Annotated in this window: 18 protein-coding genes and 1 tRNA gene; 4 read left to right on the plus strand and 15 right to left on the minus strand. The window is 69.1% G+C overall.

The features are described from left to right. Positions 1-35 precede the first annotated feature (35 nt). Complete coding sequence (locus AC3ANJ_RS13065) at positions 36-1,349, minus strand: D-arabinono-1,4-lactone oxidase (RefSeq protein WP_488316671.1); 1,314 nt, start codon at positions 1,347-1,349, stop codon at positions 36-38. Then, entirely contained in the window at positions 1,346-2,578 is a 1,233-nt protein-coding gene (locus tag AC3ANJ_RS13070; protein WP_488316672.1) for an alanine racemase, read from the minus strand. Before AC3ANJ_RS13070 ends, AC3ANJ_RS13065 begins: the two co-directional genes overlap by 4 nt. A gap of 52 nt (positions 2,579-2,630) precedes the next feature. On the opposite strand from AC3ANJ_RS13070, the gene AC3ANJ_RS13075 reads away from it, so the two are divergent. Next, positions 2,631-2,704: transfer RNA gene (locus AC3ANJ_RS13075), tRNA-Leu, on the plus strand. A 42-nt stretch (positions 2,705-2,746) separates the two neighbouring features. On the opposite strand, the gene AC3ANJ_RS13080 is transcribed toward AC3ANJ_RS13075, so the two are convergent. The 8 genes from AC3ANJ_RS13080 to AC3ANJ_RS13115 all read right to left on the minus strand — a co-directional run bounded on the left by AC3ANJ_RS13080 (position 2,747) and on the right by AC3ANJ_RS13115 (position 10,141). Further along, a complete protein-coding gene (locus AC3ANJ_RS13080) occupies positions 2,747-3,562 on the minus strand; it encodes a cation-transporting ATPase (RefSeq protein ID WP_488316673.1) in 816 nt (271 codons plus the stop codon). Positions 3,563-3,822: 260 nt separating this feature from the next. Further along, on the minus strand, positions 3,823-5,334 hold the full coding sequence (locus tag AC3ANJ_RS13085; protein WP_488319279.1) for an NAD(P)/FAD-dependent oxidoreductase: 1,512 nt from the start codon (positions 5,332-5,334) through the stop codon (positions 3,823-3,825). A gap of 35 nt (positions 5,335-5,369) precedes the next feature. Beyond that, positions 5,370-6,689: a S8 family serine peptidase gene (locus tag AC3ANJ_RS13090; RefSeq protein ID WP_488316674.1), complete on the minus strand. Its 1,320-nt coding sequence runs from the start codon at positions 6,687-6,689 to the stop codon at positions 5,370-5,372. After that, positions 6,686-7,207: a DUF501 domain-containing protein gene (locus AC3ANJ_RS13095; protein WP_488316675.1), complete on the minus strand. Its 522-nt coding sequence runs from the start codon at positions 7,205-7,207 to the stop codon at positions 6,686-6,688. Before AC3ANJ_RS13095 ends, AC3ANJ_RS13090 begins: the two co-directional genes overlap by 4 nt. A 37-nt stretch (positions 7,208-7,244) precedes the next feature. Further along, on the minus strand, positions 7,245-7,703 hold the full coding sequence (locus AC3ANJ_RS13100; protein ID WP_488316676.1) for an FtsB family cell division protein: 459 nt from the start codon (positions 7,701-7,703) through the stop codon (positions 7,245-7,247). Between the two features lie 50 nt (positions 7,704-7,753). Further along, positions 7,754-9,034: a phosphopyruvate hydratase gene (gene eno / locus AC3ANJ_RS13105; RefSeq protein ID WP_488316677.1), complete on the minus strand. Its 1,281-nt coding sequence runs from the start codon at positions 9,032-9,034 to the stop codon at positions 7,754-7,756. A 92-nt stretch (positions 9,035-9,126) separates the two neighbouring features. Further along, positions 9,127-9,795: an O-methyltransferase gene (locus AC3ANJ_RS13110; protein ID WP_488316678.1), complete on the minus strand. Its 669-nt coding sequence runs from the start codon at positions 9,793-9,795 to the stop codon at positions 9,127-9,129. Between the two features lie 49 nt (positions 9,796-9,844). Further along, complete coding sequence (locus AC3ANJ_RS13115) at positions 9,845-10,141, minus strand: isochorismatase family protein (protein ID WP_488316679.1); 297 nt, start codon at positions 10,139-10,141, stop codon at positions 9,845-9,847. Between AC3ANJ_RS13115 and AC3ANJ_RS13120 the strand changes: the two genes are divergently transcribed. Further along, the gene (locus AC3ANJ_RS13120; protein WP_488316680.1) at positions 10,040-10,276 is read left to right on the plus strand and encodes an AraC family transcriptional regulator; all 237 of its coding nucleotides are present in this window, start codon (positions 10,040-10,042) and stop codon (positions 10,274-10,276) included. The two genes, AC3ANJ_RS13115 and AC3ANJ_RS13120, sit on opposite strands and share 102 nt — an antisense overlap. A gap of 11 nt (positions 10,277-10,287) precedes the next feature. On the opposite strand, the gene AC3ANJ_RS13125 is transcribed toward AC3ANJ_RS13120, so the two are convergent. The 3 genes from AC3ANJ_RS13125 to AC3ANJ_RS13135 are packed head-to-tail and all read right to left on the minus strand — an operon-like array spanning position 10,288 to position 12,655. Next, on the minus strand, positions 10,288-11,253 hold the full coding sequence (locus AC3ANJ_RS13125; protein ID WP_488316681.1) for a CPBP family intramembrane glutamic endopeptidase: 966 nt from the start codon (positions 11,251-11,253) through the stop codon (positions 10,288-10,290). Then, entirely contained in the window at positions 11,250-12,308 is a 1,059-nt protein-coding gene (locus AC3ANJ_RS13130; RefSeq protein ID WP_488316682.1) for a DUF1648 domain-containing protein, read from the minus strand. The genes AC3ANJ_RS13125 and AC3ANJ_RS13130 overlap by 4 nt, the downstream gene beginning before the upstream one ends. Further along, on the minus strand, positions 12,305-12,655 hold the full coding sequence (locus tag AC3ANJ_RS13135) for a GntR family transcriptional regulator (RefSeq protein ID WP_406249423.1): 351 nt from the start codon (positions 12,653-12,655) through the stop codon (positions 12,305-12,307). The genes AC3ANJ_RS13130 and AC3ANJ_RS13135 overlap by 4 nt, the downstream gene beginning before the upstream one ends. A 99-nt stretch (positions 12,656-12,754) precedes the next feature. Here AC3ANJ_RS13135 and AC3ANJ_RS13140 point away from each other — a divergent pair, with 99 nt between their 5' ends. Together AC3ANJ_RS13140 and AC3ANJ_RS13145 are read left to right on the plus strand one after the other, a co-directional pair. Then, entirely contained in the window at positions 12,755-13,234 is a 480-nt protein-coding gene (locus AC3ANJ_RS13140; RefSeq protein ID WP_488316683.1) for a PaaI family thioesterase, read from the plus strand. Positions 13,235-13,314: 80 nt separating this feature from the next. Then, complete coding sequence (locus tag AC3ANJ_RS13145; protein ID WP_488319280.1) at positions 13,315-14,484, plus strand: APC family permease; 1,170 nt, start codon at positions 13,315-13,317, stop codon at positions 14,482-14,484. Positions 14,485-14,646: 162 nt separating this feature from the next. Here AC3ANJ_RS13145 and AC3ANJ_RS13150 read toward each other — a convergent pair whose 3' ends face one another. Both AC3ANJ_RS13150 and AC3ANJ_RS13155 read right to left on the minus strand, forming a co-directional pair. After that, complete coding sequence (locus tag AC3ANJ_RS13150) at positions 14,647-14,964, minus strand: hypothetical protein (protein ID WP_488316684.1); 318 nt, start codon at positions 14,962-14,964, stop codon at positions 14,647-14,649. A gap of 567 nt (positions 14,965-15,531) precedes the next feature. Further along, positions 15,532-16,326 carry an AraC family transcriptional regulator gene (locus AC3ANJ_RS13155; RefSeq protein WP_488316685.1) on the minus strand — a complete coding sequence of 265 codons (795 nt, stop codon included), beginning with the start codon at positions 16,324-16,326 and terminating at the stop codon, positions 15,532-15,534. Positions 16,327-16,333 lie beyond the last annotated feature (7 nt).

Below are 16,333 nucleotides of genomic sequence, written 5' to 3' on the forward strand. Positions count from 1 at the left end.
CTAGCTGCGCTGTCTGCGCGTCGACTGGATGGCGCTCAGTCTCCGAGCACGCGTCGCAGGTGCCGATTGTCGAATCTCCGCTCGGGGTCCAGCCGATCGCGCACGGCGAGGAAGTCGTCGAATCGAGGGTGGCGTTCGCGCAGGCGTTCTGCGTCGAGCGTGTGCAGTTTTCCCCAGTGCGGGCGCCCGCCGTGCTCGAGCATGATCTCCTCGACCGCGTTGAAGTACTCGGTCGGATCGGCGCGCCAGTACCGATGCACGGCGATGTACCCGGTGGCGCGCCCGTACGCGGTCGACAGCCACACATCGTCCTCCGCGGCGAATCGCACCTCGATCGGGAACTCGATGCGCCACCCCTGCTGCGCGATCAGCTCGCGCACGGCCCGGAAAGCGGGCACGACGTTCTCTGCCGGCAGTGCGTACTCCATCTCGCGGAATCGCACGGCCCGGCGCTGTGTGAAGACGGCATGCGATCGATCCGTGTACTCGCGGTCGCCGGTGAGCTGTACGGCCAGCCGATTGAACGGCGGCGTGATCGCCGGCACGGCACGTCCGGTCGCGCACACGGCCCGGTAGACGGTGTTCGACAGCAGCGTCTCGTCGATCCAGCGCCCGAGTGCCGGCAGCGGCTGGCGCCTGGTGGACTCCGGCATCCGCATCTGGCGTTTCGTGAGCGCCACCTCGGTGTGCGGGAACCAGTAGAACTCGAAATGGTCGAACGCCTGCACGCGGTCGTCCAGCGTGGCCAGCACGTCTTCGAGCGGAGCAGGCTCATCGATCGCGTGCACCACGAAGGCCGGGACGCACTGCACGGTTATCTCCACGAGGATGCCGAGGGCACCGAGACCGAGAGAGATCGCCGGCAGCAGGTCGGCGTTCTCATCGACGCTCACCCGCAGGAACTCCCCCGCGGCCGTGATGAGCACGGCGCCGACGATCTGCGTCGCGAGCCCGCCGAAGCGGGCGCCGGTGCCGTGCGTGCCTGTCGAGACGGCGCCGGAGATCGACTGGCGGTCGATGTCGCCCAGGTTCTCCATCGCGAGGCCGAACGGCGCGAGCAGTCCAGGGATCCGGTGCAGCCGCGTACCGGCGAGGAAGGTGGCGCGGCCGGTCCCGGCATCCGCCCTGACCAGTCCCTGCATGTCGCTCAGATCCAGCAGGACGCCAGGGGCGACCGCGATGCCCGTGAAGCTGTGCCCGGCGCCGACGGCCTTGACAGGAAGGTTCTGCGCTGCAGCGGCCTGCACGGCCCGCTGCACGCCTTCGGGCGTGCGTGGCCGCTCCACGCGGGCAGGGACCACGGATGCCGACCGCGCCCAGTTCTGCCAGGCTCCACCGAGTCGTGTCACAGGAATGCCTTTCCCTCACCGCGATAGGTGGGCAGTTCGCCCACGATCTCGTCTCCGGAGACCAGCTGGTACGCATCGATCCGTTCCGCCGGTTCGCCGCTCTTCGCATGCCGGAACCACACCCGATCGCCGATGTCCAACGATTCGGCCGCCCGCCCCTGCAGGGGTGTCTGCACCTCGCCTGCGGCCTCTCTGGGCAGCATGCGCAGCCCGGTCGGCCAGACCGGTCGCGGTTGGCGGGACGCGACGGGAGGCCCTGAGGCGATCCACCCGCCTCCCAGCACGGTGGCGATGTCGGCCGTCGGCCGACGCACGACGTCGAAGGCGAATGCGGATGCCGGTGCCGGCTGGAACGAGCGGTAACCGTCGAAGAGGTGCCCGCCCAGAAGACCGCTGCCTGCGGTCGCCTCGGTGACGGATTCGTCGCTGCCGGTGAATTCGAGCGAGCCGGTCCCGCCGCCGTTGAGGAACTCGAGCGGGGCGATGTCGATCAGTGCCGCGGCGATAGCGGCGCGGCGGTGGCGCAGTTCGTCGCGTGACCGCGCCTGAGCGAACCGGATCACCGGTGCGTCCGGCCCGGCGTCATCGCCCTGACCGGCGATCTGCGCCTCGTACATCTGCAGGCCCACCAGGCGGAAGCCGGGGCGCCGCACGATCTCACGTGCGAATCGGGCGACGTCCTCCGCGGTGAACAGCGGCGATCGGCGCACGCCGATGTGGCCCAGCGCGGCGGAGCGCCAGGATGCGTCCGCATCGATCGCCACACGGATCTCGGCGCGCCCCGCCGGAGCGGCGACGGAGTCGATGAAGTCCAGGTGTGCCGGATCATCGACCATCAACGTGACGCGGGATGCCGCGAACTCGTCCTGCGCCAGCCGTGCGATGCCTGCCCGGTCGACGCTCGGGTATCCGACGACGATGTCGTCGTGAGTCTCGGAGAGCCAGAGCGCCTCGGCGAGTGTGAAGGCGAGGATGCCGCGGTAGCCGGGGATCCGCAGCACGGCGTCCAGCACGGATCGGACGCGCACGGACTTCGACGCGACGCGGATCGGGATGCCGCCAGCGCGCACGAGCAGGTCCATCGCGTTGTGGCGCAACGCGTCCAGGTCGATCACCGCGACCGGCGCTGGCAGGTGCGACGTGGCGGCGCTGAGCCGCGGCCACCAGCGCGCAGGATCCTCCCAGGCACCTGGGGAGGCGGTCGTCGGGCCGTCGATCAGATCGAGCACTCCCCCACCCTATGACGCTGGGCGCGACATCCGCCGATAGGCTGAACGGCACGCCCCCGTAGCCCAATCGGCAGAGGCAGGCGACTTAAACTCGCCAGAGTGTCGGTTCGAATCCGACCGGGGGTACGTTCAGGGCTCCGGGCCCCGCCGAACGCCCGGAACCCGCCGTCAGCGTCCGAAGAGGTCTCCGAGTCCGAAGTCGCCGAGCGCCGAGCCCCAGTCGGACGCCGACTCTCCCAGGCCTGAGACGGCTTCCCCTGCCGTGCCGAGCATCCCTTCTGCGCCACCGGCGAGCGCCTCGACGTCCAGTCCCTCCGCGAGGCCCGCGAAGTCGACGCCCATGGCGCCTGCCTGCTCCAGCAGGGGGCCGGCGGCCGCGCTGAGCACCGAGCCGGCGGCGACCGCGCCCAGCATGCCGATCGCCGCGCCTCCGGCCGCGACCGCCACTCCTCCCGCACCCGCGCCGCTCACGCGCGAGAGCAGCCCGCGCATTCGCCCTGGCCGCATCGCCTCTGCGCGACCTGCTGCGCGGGCGAGGTCATCGGCGGATGCCGAAGCCGGACGCTCGCCCGGACCGAACTCGGTCTGCATGCGCTGCGCGATGTGGTCGCGCTGTGCCGGAGTCAGCCGAGCGAAAGCCTCGCGGTGGATCTGCTCGACGCGCTGCGGATCCGCGGTCTGTATCAGGTAGTCGTACCGCGCGATCGCAGCACGGTCCGCGTCGGAGACGGACGCAGCGGACCCCGTTCCCGGCGCGGGCGGCGGTGCGTACGGGTGGCTGCCCGGCGCGGGCGGCGGTGCGTAAGAGCCCGGCGTCGTCGACCCCACGGCGTCCTCCGGCCGGGACGAACCGCGCACGGCATCCACGGCCCCGCGGAGCATGCCGCTCCAGTCCGACGACCCGGACGAGCCGGTTCGATTCGAGGCCGACGTCTTGTCCAGCGCCTGAGAAGCCATGCCGAGCAGGCGGGAGATCTTGTCCATGGTGCGGTTCCTTCATCGAATGATGCGAACAGCCACGGATCTGCGCGCAGGGTGCCGTGGCCGTCCGCGTCGGCGGACTGCCAAGGTCTCCTCCGCCCCGGAGGGCCGGCGGGCCGGGACCTGATGCCAGGTCCGTAGTGACGACACCGCCGCAGACGGGAGTACTCCCCTTGCACGACCGACCGTATTGGATCAGATTATGGATCTCCTCAGAGACGACGAAAGCCCCGTTCCGGAGAACGGGGCTTTCATCGTGACGATTACTTGGCTTCGGCGCCGGCCGCTGCCTTCTTGGCAGCGGGCTTGCGCGCCGGTGCCTTCTTCACTGCCTTGTCGTCGGCTGCGTTGTCCGCGACCTTCTCGGCACTGGCGGTCGCCTCGGCCTTGGCTGGCGCCTTCTCGACCGGTGCCTCGACCTTGGCGGGAGCAGCCGGAGCGGCATCCGCAGCCGGACGCGGACGCGACGCGAACTCCTCGAAGAACGCGCGCGGCTGCTGCACCTTCTCGAGGTTAACGATGTCGCGGTCGAGCCACAGGTTGTGCCACCAGCCCCACAGCACGCGCCACTTGCGCTCCCACGTCGGCATCGCGAGACCGTGGTACCCACGGTGCGCGACCCAGGCGACGAAGCCCTTGAGTGCGAGCTTGCCGGACTGGAAGACACCCGTGCCGAGACCGAGACCGGCAACCGCACCCAGGTTCTTATGGATGTAGTCGACCGGAGCCTCACCGCGCAGCGTCGCGACGAGGTTCTTGGCGAGGCGCTTGGCCTGACGGACGGCGTGCTGGGCGTTCGGCACGCAGAAGCCGCCGACGCCACCACCGGTGAGGTCGGGAACGGCCGAGACGTCACCAGCGGTCCAGGCGCCCTCGACGACGTTGCCGTCGGCATCCACCACGCGCAGGTCCGCCTGGGCACGGATGCGACCGCGCTCCTCGACGGGAAGGTCACCCGCGCGGACGACCTGCGGGTTGGCCATGACGCCTGCGGTCCACACGATGATGTCGGTCGGGATGACCTGACCGGTGGAGAGCTCGACGTTGCCGTCGACGGCACCCGTGACCTGGGTGTCCAGGTGCACGTTGGCGCCGCGCTTGGCGAGGTCCTTCAGCACCCATTCGCTCGTGGGCAGCGAGACCTCGGGCATGATGCGCCCCATGGCCTCGATGAGGTGGAAGTGCGTCTCCTCGAACGTGAGCTCCGGGTAGCGCTTGAGCAGCGCGGACGCGAACGAGCGCAGTTCGGCGAAGGTCTCGATGCCGGCGAAGCCACCACCGACGACGACGACCGTGAGCAGACGCTCGCGCTCTGGACCCGCGGGGAGTGCGGCCGCGCGGTCGAAGTTCGACAGCAGCTTGTCGCGCACCCACACGGCCTCTTCGATCGACTTCATGCCGATCGCGTTGTCCGCGATGCCGGGGATGGGGAACGTGCGCGACACCGAGCCGGCCGTCACGACGATCTGGTCGTAGGCGTACTCGTACGCGTCGCCGTCCGCCGGCGTGATCGTGGCGACCTTGTTCGCGTGGTCGATCTTGGTGACCTTGGCGGCCACGACGTTGGTGCGCTTGAGGTGGCGACGCGTCGAGACGACGGCGTGACGCGGCTCGATCGAGCCGGCGGCCACCTCAGGGAGGAACGGAAGGTAGGTCATGTAGGGCAGCGGGTCGACCATGGTCACCTCCGCCTCGCCCTTGCGGAGGTGCTTCTCGAGCTTCCACGCCGTGTAGAAACCCGCGTAGCCACCGCCGACGATCAGAATCTTGGGCACAGTGCTGTTCTCAGCCACAGAGGGGAAACTCCTTGTCAGGGGGCAGGCGTGCGCTGCGCGCGCGCCGTTCGGATACGCCGGGCAGCTGCGGTGACGCCTAGCGCAACCAGGATACCAGGGACTGTGAGCACGATCAGCGGCAGGGTACCGTACAGCAGCGTCTGCGCACTGGGAAGAAGCGGAGAACCGGCTTCGGTGGGCGGATCGGCCGCCGGCAGTGGCTCCACGGAAACGGGTCCGACGGTCGGCGTCGGCTGCGGAGCGCTCTCGGCCCGCCGGTACACCCTGATCCATTCCTCGAGGTCTGCAGCCGGGTCTGCGTCGACGTGGGCGACGGATGCCGTCACGGCGGCATTCGCGTCGATGAGTCCGTATCCGTAGAGCGGATCCGGCACCCGGTCGACACCCTCGACGGGGATCGCGGTCTTCAGGATCCGGTTGATGATGTTGCCCGCGCTGAGGTCGGGGTGAGCCGACTTGACCAGCGCCGCGACACCGGCCACGATCGGCGCAGCACCGCTGGTGCCGTCCCATTCGGCGACACGACCGTCCGCGGATACTCCCAGCAGCCCTTCGCTGGGAGCGGAGATGCCGATCGTGATGCCCTGCGTCGACGCCTCGACACTCGCCTCGCCGTGCTGGTTCACCCCGCCGACGGTGAGGACGCCGGGAATCGTCGCCGGTGCGCCGACGATGGACGTGCCGTTGCCGCGGTTGCCCGCCGCGACGACCACGACGACGTCGTGCTGGAAGGCGTACAGGAACGCGTCATCCCAGCTGCGATCCCAATCGAGCGTGTTGGTCGTGAACGAGAGGTTGATGATGTCGGCGCCGTTGTCCACCGCCCAGCGCATCGCGTTCGCGATCTGCTCGGTGAACGGCACGGACGCCGAGGCGCCGAAATTGACCGAGATGGAGAGCAGGTCCGCTGCGGGGGCGACCCCGATCATGCCGGTGCCGTCCTCCGCACCGCGGCTCGCCGCCAGAGAGGCGACCCAGGAGCCGTGGTTGATGTCGATCGTGCCGACCGGAGTCCGTCCGTCCTCGGAGCCCGTGCCCGACACATCTGTCCCGCCGACCACGGCATCCCGGAACTCGACGGGACCTTGAGCGATGCCGGTGTCGATCACGGCGATCGTGACGCCTTCGCCACGGCTGGTCTTCCATGCCTCTTCGACGCGCGCGCCGTCCAGCCAGTACTCCGCGGCGCGGATCGGATCGGCCGGTTTCTCGACGGTCGGCTTCGGCGTCGGGGTCGGAGTATCGGCCGGCGGCGTCGCGGCTCCGGCGAGCAGGACGGATGCCGCCATCGCCGCAGCCGCGACGATGCCGCTCAGCATCCGTCGACGACTCATGCGATCGCGGCTCCTGGCAGCTCGCACCGGCACCGCTCGGGCGACCAGCTCGAGCGCGCCAGAGCGGCGTCGCCGATCGGATTGACACCTGGACCCGCCGCCAGTGCGTGCCCGGCCAGAGCGTGCAGGCACTTCACACGGGTGGGCATGCCGCCGGCCGAGATGCCCTCGATTTCCGGGACATGACCGAACTGCGCGCGGTCGGCGAGATACGCGGCATGCGCAGCGCGGTACGCCGAGGCGACATCCTCGTCCTCGTCGAGGAGCGCCGCCAGCTCCGGCATCACCTGGGTGGCCTCGAGCGTCGACATCGCCGCGGTGGCCACAGGGTGGGTCAGATAGTAGAACGTCGGGAACGGCGTGCCGTCCGGAAGTCGGGGCGACGTGGCCACGACGGTCGGGTTGCCGCACACGCAACGTGCGGCGATGCCGACCACCCCGCGAACAGTGCGTCCGAGCTGAGCGGACAGAACGTCGATCTCCGCAGGAGTGGGCGGGGCGAAGGGCGATGTCGTCACGTCTCCAGCGTACGGGAGGCGTGCCTGAACGAAGCCTCTACTCGCCCTCGGCCGCGGTCTGCGCGAGGCCGGCTCCTGCCAGGTTGCGCAGCAGCTGCGGCATCCAATCGGATGCGCTCTCCTCGAGCTCCGCGCTGACCGGCTTCTGCTCCTTCGGCAGGGCAGCCGCATCGAGGTCGTTGTCGATCAGGTACACGACCTCGCCCGGCTTGACGTAGTAGAGCCGCTCGCGCGCCTGGGTCGTGATGTACGCCGGGTCCTCCCAGCGCTGCTGCTCGAGCTCGAGCGCCGCGATCTCGTCCTTCGAGAGCTGCACCGCCTGCTCGAGCGCGGCGATCTGCTGGCGCTGCTCGATGTAGGTGCCCAGCGTCGGCACCAGCACCCACGCCCCGAGCACGACCAGCGAGAGCATGATCACCGAGAACGCGGACAGCCGGATGCCGGATGTCCACTCGCGCACGTCGACCGTGCGCGTGGACGACGAAGGGGAAGCCACGCGTTTCGCCATGGCTCCCCCTTCGTTCGTGGATCAGTTCTTGCGCACGCTCACGCGGTGAAACGCGGGAACGCCGAGCGCCCGGCGAAGACCGCCGCGTCGCCCAGCTCCTCCTCGATGCGCAGAAGCTGATTGTACTTCGAGACGCGCTCGCTGCGAGCCGGCGCACCGGCCTTGATCTGACCCGAGTTGGTGGCGACGACGAGGTCGGCGATCGTGGTGTCCTCGGTCTCGCCGGAGCGGTGCGACAGCATCGCCGTGTAGCCGGAGCGCTGCGCGAGGCTGACCGCGTCGAAGGTCTCCGTCAGCGTGCCGATCTGGTTGACCTTGACCAGCAGCGAGTTCGCGACGCCACGACGGATGCCGTCGGCGAGGCGCTCGGGGTTCGTGACGAACAGGTCATCGCCGACGAGCTGGACCTTGGCGCCGAGAGCATCCGTGAGGTGCTTCCAGTTGTCCCAGTCGTCCTCGGCGAGGGCGTCCTCGATCGTGACGATCGGGAAGTCGTTGACCAGGCCGACGTAGTACTCGGTCAGCGCCTCGGCATCCCAGTCCTTGTTGTCGAGGCGGTAGACGCCGTCGTTGAAGAACTCGGTCGCCGCGACATCCAGGCCGAGGGCGATCTCGGTGCCGGGCGTGAAGCCGGCCTTCTCGATCGCCTTGACGAGGAAGTCCAGTCCCTCGCGGTTGCTGGGCAGGTCGGGGGCGAAACCACCCTCGTCGCCGAGACCGGTCGCGTAGCCGGCGGCCTTGAGCTCGCTGCGCAGCACGTGGTAGGTCTCGACACCCCAGCGCAGGGCCTCGGAGTAGGTCTCGGCGCCGATCGGTGCGAGGAAGAACTCCTGCATGTCGATGCCATTGTCGGCGTGCTCGCCGCCGTTGATGACATTGAAGAGCGGAACGGGCAGGACGTGCGCGTTCGGTCCGCCGAGGTAGCGGAACAGCGGCAGGTCGGCGCTGTCGGCTGCCGCCTTGGCGACCGCCAGGCTGACGCCGAGGATCGCGTTGGCGCCGACACGCTTCTTGTTCTCGGTGCCGTCGGTCTCGATGAGGATCTCGTCGACGATGCGCTGCTCGCTCGCCTCGACGCCCTCGATGGCCGGGCCGAGCTCGTCGAGGACAGCCTCGACGGCCTTCAGCACGCCCTTGCCGCCGTAGCGGCTCTTGTCGCCGTCGCGGAGCTCGTATGCTTCGAACGCACCGGTGGATGCGCCGGAGGGGACGGCCGCGCGCTGCACGATGCCATCATCGAGGAGCACCTCCACCTCGACGGTCGGGTTGCCCCGCGAGTCGAGAATCTCACGTGCGCCTACAGCCTCGATCAATGCCACGAATGTGCTCCTTGCTCAGAGAAAAGGTTGTGGTGGAGCGTCGTCGATCCGTCGACAGTCTAGCCCGCGGCGTCTCAGGTGCCGAAGCCGTTTCAGACCACGACGCCGATGGCCACGCCGTCCCAGCCCTTGAGGCCGACCGTCTGCAGAGCGGTCGCGTCGAACCGGGCATCCTCCCCCAGCATCCGGAGCCCCTCCCGGGTGCCGATGACGCGCGGATCCGTCGTGTCGTCGTTCGCGATCTCGCCCTCGCGGCCGATGTTGTCCAGCACGATGACGGTGCCCTTCCGGCCGAGCCGGGCTGCCCAGTCGAGGTAGATCGTGTTGGATTCCTTGTCGGCGTCGATGAAGACGAGGTCGAACGGTTCGGTGCCATCCAGGCTCGGCAGGACTTCGGCACCCCGACCGATGCGGATCTCGACGCGATCGCCGACGCCGGCGGCATCCAGATTCCGTCGGGCGACCGCGGCGTTCGCGGGCTCCGCCTCGACCGTGACCACCGCCCCGTCCGGGCCCACAGCCCGCGCGAGCCAGATCGTCGAGTACCCGCCGAGGGTGCCGATCTCGAGCACGCGGCGGGCACCGCTGATGCGGACGAGCAGGTTCAGCAGCTTCCCGCTGACCGGCGCGACCTCGATCTCGGGGAGACCGGCGGCCCGCTGCGCCGCCAGGGTCGCGTCGAGCGTCGGATCGTGCCCGACGAGGATGTCGGCGAGGTAGGCGTCAGCGGCGCGCCAGTTCTGCGGGTTCGATTCAGCCATGCCCTCAGCCAACTCGGCGGCGCCTCGGACGTCAAGGCGTCCGGCTCGATCAGGTCAGATCCGCCGCCGTCGGAACGACGACGCCGTAGATGTCGCCGATCGTCGCGAGTGCGCTGTGGTGCAGTTGCTCCGCCGAGACACGCGCGACCGCGGTCTGCAGCGGGCGGGTCGCGCAGGCCTCGGCGACGACGGTCGGCGCATTACCGCGCAGGAACGCGCCCTCAGAGGTGAAGGTGACGCACATGTGCGTCATGAAGCCGATGACGATCACGTTCGTGTTGCCTGCGGCGTCTACGCGCTCGCCGAGATCGGTGCCGACGAACGAGTTCGGAGCGGTCTTGACCACGACCTGCTCGCCGTCGCCCTCGAGCGCGTCGCACGGGCCAACGGCTTCGGCTCGGTCGACACACTCCACCGGGCCTTCCGTCGCCGGCTGAACACCACACCGGCGGAATACCGGAACAGGTTCCGCATTCGGTGACGAAGGCCGGACTACCCCTCGCGCCGCGGTGAGAGCAGTCGTCCCGGTCCGCCGTCCAGTTCTGGCTGATTCCGGAACTGCCCTGTGAGGACCAGCACGACGATCACGAGGGCGCACGCGATCCATCCGGCGACCCCGAGAGGACCTGCCAGCGCCATGTCGAAGGTCGTCCCGGCGGCGTACAGCAGCGTGATCAAGGCGCCGGCGGCGTTCATCGCGCCGTGCGCGAAGACGGCCGGCCAGAGGGACGCCGATCGCAGGCGCAACCAGCCCAGCAGGATGCCCCACGCCACGCACCCGCCGACCATGAAGAGCACCCCCGTGAGGTCGGTGCGGCCGAAGTTGTAGCCGAGCAGGATCACCGGCGCGTGCCACAGTCCCCAGATCGCCCCGCTGATGAGCAGCGCCGCCCAGGTGCCGTACTGGCGCAGCGCCGGCACCAGGAAGCCGCGCCACCCGAGTTCCTCGCCGAACGCCATCACGGCGTTGATCGTCGCCGCCGCGAACGGGATCGCGATCAGCTGGGACGCGATCACCAGTCCGGCCGGCGGCACGGGGACCCCGTCCGGGAGGGATGCCTCGAGCGTCTCGTTGAATCCGGAGAATCCGATCAGATCCAGTTCCACCCAGCCGAACCCCGAGGCGACGGCGATCGAGAGGACGATCACGACGAGCGGCCCGAACAAGCCGAGCACGCTCAACCAGATCACCCGCTTCGCCGGACGCAGCGGCCACATCCCGAGAAAGCGCAGTCGCTCCCCCTTCGGCACCGGCCGGAGCACCAGGATCACGAGCACCGCGGCGAGCGCCGGGGTGAACATCATCACGGAGATGAGCATGCCCGCGAGCGGATGGTTCAGGCCGTCGCCCAGCCAGAGCGGAAGGGCGACCAGCCAGGCGAGCCCGCAGGCCAGCACGACGAACGCGATCGTGGCGGTCAGTGGGATCCGGTTCCGCGGGCTGTCCTGGGTGATCACGATGCGCCTCCTGTTGTCCGATCGGATGCCTCGGCATCCACGTATGCCTGCAGCAGTGCGGCCGCTTGCTGCGCACCGTCGATCGTGACCACGAACACGCGTCCGCTGCTGCGGGTCACCTGCAGGGCCTCTCCGGCCCTCAGCACCACGCCGCGCCTTCCATCCGTGCCGATGCGCCAGCCCCAGCCGCCGAAGTCCGCCATCGGATCGATCCGGACGACCTCGACCTTCGCGATCTCTCCGACGGGGATCCGCGTATCCGGCCAGCCGAGAAACGACCGCACTCGCAGCCCGCGAGCCGTCACGCGTACGCGGAACGCGATACCGCATCCGATCGCGATGAGCACGACCACCGAGGTCACGATGAGGATCCATGCCCCTGTCCACCCGTCATACGGCGCGCGAGCGACGGCGAAGACGGTCACCGCGAGATACACCGCGAACAGGCTGAGGATGACGATCCACCCGACCCGATGCATCGCGACCGATCCGAACCAGGCAGCACGCTCCGTCGTCGCCAGTGCGAGCCCACCCGCCTGCTCACCGGGCTCCACCGCATCCGCCGGCGTCTGGGGCTGCAGGAACCAGCCGACGACACCGAACACGACGAGGAGCACGAGGCCGATGCCGGTCCAGCCGATGATGGTCGGCGCATCCGCGGCATCCGAGAGCCCGCGCTGGATCGCCGCGCCGGAGACGGCGACGAAGGCGATAAGCACCGCGACCCCGAGGTTGATCGCGCCCAGGCCTCGTGCCGCCGCCGACCAGGGACGGACCGCCGGCCGGCTGCTGCTCTGCGGCAGGCGATGCGCGAACAGCGCGAGCGCTGCGTCGAAGAGGATCACGGCCGCTCCGATGCCGAGGGTCAGCGGGAGATATGTCCACTGCGGCGCAAAGCCGTTGACGCCGTCGCCGCCCCAGTGGATCGCGATGGGATCGGGCAGTTCCGGCATCCAGGCGAGGATCACCACGGCGGCCAGCGCGAGGATCGCCAGAGGGGCGATCACTCCCACCCAGAGGAAAGCGATGCGGGAACGTCGTGCGCCGTCGTTCACAGGATGGTCTCCTTCACGAGAGAGGCGAGCGTGGTCTGAGAGATGCCGAGTTCGGCGGCACGAGCGGCGAGCGCGTGGACTTCTTTGGCGAGTTCGACCAGCGGAGCAGCGGATGCCGCGACGACCGCCCCTCGACCACGACGCAGATCCACGAGACCTTCGTCGCGCAGCTGCTGGTACGCGTGCAGCACGGTGTGGAGGTTGATGTCCAGCGCCTCCGCCACGTCCCGCGCCGACGGGAGCCGATCGCCCGGCGCCAGAGCGCCGGTCAGGATGTCGGCGCGGACCGAGGAGGCCACCTGCTCGAAGAGCGGTCGCGAGCTGTTCGCGTCTATTCGGATCAGCACGTTCCTCCAATTTCTATTAATTCTACTCAAACTAGAACACTTGTAGCAAGGGTCCAGTCGCTTTGTGGGCGGTCCGACTCGTCGGCCACACTGATCGGCATGAAGGTCACTCCTCGCCGCCTCGCGATCGGCATGAGCCTGTGGGCACCGAACCTGTTCAGCGGCATCCGCATCCGTCGCTTCAGCGAGGACTGGACGCACGCCACAGTCGAACTGCACGTGAACCTCATCACCCGCAACTACGTCAAGACGGCGTTCGGCGGCTCGATGTCGGCGATGACGGATCCGTACTTCTTCATGCTGGTGATGCACCAGCTCGGCCGCGACTACGTCGTGTGGGACACCCGCGGCGAGATCGAATTCCTCAAGCCGGGTCGCGGGGTCCTCACCGCCGAATTCCATGTCTCGAAGGAGAAAGCGGCAGAACTGCGCGAACGGGCGCACGGCGGCACGAAGGTGCTCGAATGGTTCGAGACCGTCATCACCGACCACGACGGCGACATCGTCGCCAGAGTGCGCCGCGAGGTGTACATCCGCGAGAAGAAGCGCGTCACGACAGCGCGCGGCACCGATCGTTAACCGGGTGGTGGCACGATGATGCTGTGCCCCTTGCTCGCCGCCTGACCCTCACCGACGCGACCACGATCGGTCTCGGCTCGATGATCGGCGCCGGCGTGTTCGCCGTATGGGCTCCGACTCTCGGCGCAGCAGGTTCCGGCACCCTCATCGCGCTCGCGGTCGCCGCGATCGTCGCGTACTGCAACGCGACGAGTTCGGCTCAGCTCGCCGCAGTGCATCCGGTCGCGGGTGGAACCTACGCCTACGCCAGGGCCGAGATCGGCCCCTGGTCGGGATTCGTCGCCGGCTGGTGCTTCGTGATCGGCAAGATCGCCAGCTGCGCCGCGATGGCGATGACCTTCGCCTCGTACGCGGCACCGGCCGGCTGGGAGCGGACCGTCGCCCTCGTCGCGGTCGCGGCGCTGGCGACGGTGAACTGCTTCGGAGTGACCCGCACCGCCCTCGCCACCCGCGTGCTCGTGACGGTATCGCTGATCGGCCTCGCCTGCGTCGTGGCCTCCGGCGTCGGCGGCGCTCCGCACTCCCCCGCGCCGCTTGCAGATGCCACGGCCTACGGCGTGCTCCAAGGCGCCGGGCTGCTGTTCTTCGCGTTCGCGGGCTACGCCCGTATCGCCACGATGGGCGAAGAGGTCGTCGATCCGGCCCGCACGATCCCGCGCGCGATCGTATTCGCTCTCGGTGGTGCCGTCGTCGTGTACGTCGCCATCGGTCTGACCGTCCTCCTCGTCCTCGGCGGGGATGCCGCGGACAGCGCCGCTCCCCTCGCCGACGTCGTGGCGGCGGCCGGGTGGGGCTGGGCCGAGCCGGTGGTGCGCGTGGCTGCCGCGGCGGCGTCCCTCGGCGCTCTGCTCGCCCTGCTCACCGGCATCGGACGCACCGGCCTCGCTATGGCACGCGAAGCCGACCTGCCCCGTTGGCTGGCCGTGGTGAACGAGCGCTGGCAGGTGCCGCAGCGTGCGGAGATCGTCGTCGCGCTCATCGTCATCGGGATCGTTCTGCTCGCGGATCTGCGCGGTGCGATCGGGTTCTCCTCTTTCGGAGTGCTGCTGTACTACCTGATCGCGAACGCCGCGGCGTTCCGGCAATCGGCGGATGTGCGCCGCTATCCGCGCGCGCTGCAGGTGCTGGGAGCGCTCGGATGCCTCGTGCTCGTCAGCACGCTGCCCGTGGTCGCGTCGCTGGTCGGCACTCTCGTCGTGCTCGTCGGAGTCGGGTACCGGATGCTGCGACTGCGCCTTCTCGCTCGCTGAGCGCCCTCCCGTTCGTTGCGCTTCTCTCGTTCGTTGAGCGACGAGCGCCCCTTCTCGTTCGTTGAGGGACGAGCGCAGCGAGGAGTCGAAACGCGTCCACTGCCGTGGATCGTTGGCGGGAATCCGGGTGGTTCACCTCTTGCCGGCTTCGAACATAGATACTCAACTAAGGGGTATGGATGCAGCGGAGCAGGTGCCTCTCCTCCTCCGGTTCTCGGGCCGGCGGAGGAGATCGGTCTGCTGCTCGCGGATGCGGAGTGCTCGCAGGTGGATGCGAACCGGCAGGCGGCGTTGCAGGCGACCCGGATGCTGCGGGTGATCCAGCACGCGCGCCGGCATCCGGAACTGTCTGTGGACGGGATCGAGGATGCCCGCGCGGTCGAGTACGCCGAGCGGGCCGCGATCATGGACCTCGCGTTGCGGATGGCGATGTCGGAGGAGCATGTGCGCGGGCAGGTGTTCCTCGCCGAACGCGCCCACGCGCACCTGCCGGGGCTGTGGGAGCGGGCGGTGACCGGGTTCGCGTCCCTGTACCGGTGGGTCGGGCCGTGCACGCCCTCGGCCTGGTCGCCGCTCCCGCGGATGCGACCGCCGAGGAGCGGGCGGCCGAACGGGCGGCGTTCGCGGCGATCGACACCGCGTGCACGGACTGGTCCCCGTCGTGTTCTCCGGCGACGTTCACCCGGCGGCACAACCAACACCGACTCCCTCGCACCCCTCTGCCCGAACCACCACACCCACCGCCACCGCACCCGAACCCACTACCGATCCCGCCCCAACGGCACCATCCAACTCACCACCCCCACCGGACACACCACCCAAGAAGACCCACCACCCTCCGGAGGCACGCAATTCGTCCGTCAAGCACGACCGGACGACACCTTCTCGCCGTGGAGCGCGAGCATCAACTGCCTTTCTCCCATCGCTCGTCGAGCGCGAGCGAAGCGCGCAACCGACGGCTGCTCAGCGACGGCTGCGTTTCGACTCGCGGAGACCGACGCTGAGCAAGCGGAGCGAGCCGAAGTGCCCCTCGACGAGCGAGCGGGCTCACCCGGTGAAAGGGTCGGCAGACGCCGAGCGATACGACGTCGGCGTGAATCCCAGCACCGCGCGGAAGTCGTTCGTCAAGTGCGAATGATCCGAGTATCCGAGCTCAGCGGCAAGCATCGAGAGATCCGTCTGAGGAATTTCGCGCACCCGTTGAGCGGCCTCTTGCAGACGTCGCCGTCTGATGATCGCGGCCGGCGACATGCCGACGTACCGGAGCGCCAGTCGCTGCATCGTGCGCACGGAAACGGACAGTCGGGTCGCAGCATCCTCGTCGCGGATGATCGTCGCATCCGTCATCAGCAGAGCGGCCATGGCGTTCGCATCGCGCGCCGCCGCCGTCGGCGCGCCGGCGCGAGCGACGAGCCAGTCGGCGAACGCCGCGCAAGCGCGCGCTCGCGCGCTTTCACCGCCCTCGCCCATCGCGTGCACGACATCACGATGCAGGTCAGGGGCATCGAACGCGCACGATGCGTCCCGCAAGGCGCTCGGCTCGTCGGTCAGCGCCGCGACGGACGCAGGCTTCAGCAACGCGCCCACCGCCCACCCGCGGCCCGTCAGATCCCGATAGGACGCAGCCGTGGAAGCGCCCACGAGTTCGACTCCATCAGGCTCGACGACCAGGTTCAGGGCAGGGTACGGGACGACGTGCTGCCGAGACGACCGCCCGGGCTCGATGTCCCACTCGGGGATCCAGAACCACTCGACCAGTTCCGCGGCCTCGTCCGGTGGCGCGATCCGGTGGAACTCCGGCATCCGCGCCGGATAGAGCACTCCGCGGCGCGCATCGATCACACTCGAC

This window comes from Microbacterium sp. STRO-1N (assembly GCF_057748015.1).